A 259-nucleotide genomic window follows, 5' to 3' on the forward strand; every position below is an offset into this window, starting at 1 on the left:
GTCTAGCCCGCATGGACGACGCAACTCTCACCTTCGACCGCCACCGCCCTCGCCTGCAGGGCATCGCCTACCGCATGCTCGGCTCCGTGGCCGAGGCCGAGGAGGTCGTGCAGGACGCCTGGCTGCGCTGGCACGAAGCCGCCAAGGACACCCTCGACAGCGCCGAAGCCTGGCTCGTGACCGTGGTCACGCGCCTGTCGATCGACCGGCTGCGCGCCGCCAAAATCCAGCGTGAGCACTACATCGGCGCCTGGATGCC

At 69.5% G+C, this 259-nt stretch carries 1 protein-coding gene; it reads left to right on the forward strand.

The window, feature by feature from the left end:
- Positions 1 to 11: 11 nt before the first annotated feature.
- Positions 12 to 259, forward strand: a 248-nt coding sequence (locus BB427_RS23875; protein WP_302622128.1) for a sigma factor, incomplete at its 3' end; no start/stop codon positions are given.

The sequence above is a fragment of the Pseudoalteromonas sp. BMB genome (assembly GCF_001709235.1).
GTDB lineage: Bacteria > Pseudomonadota > Gammaproteobacteria > Enterobacterales > Alteromonadaceae > Pseudoalteromonas > Pseudoalteromonas maricaloris.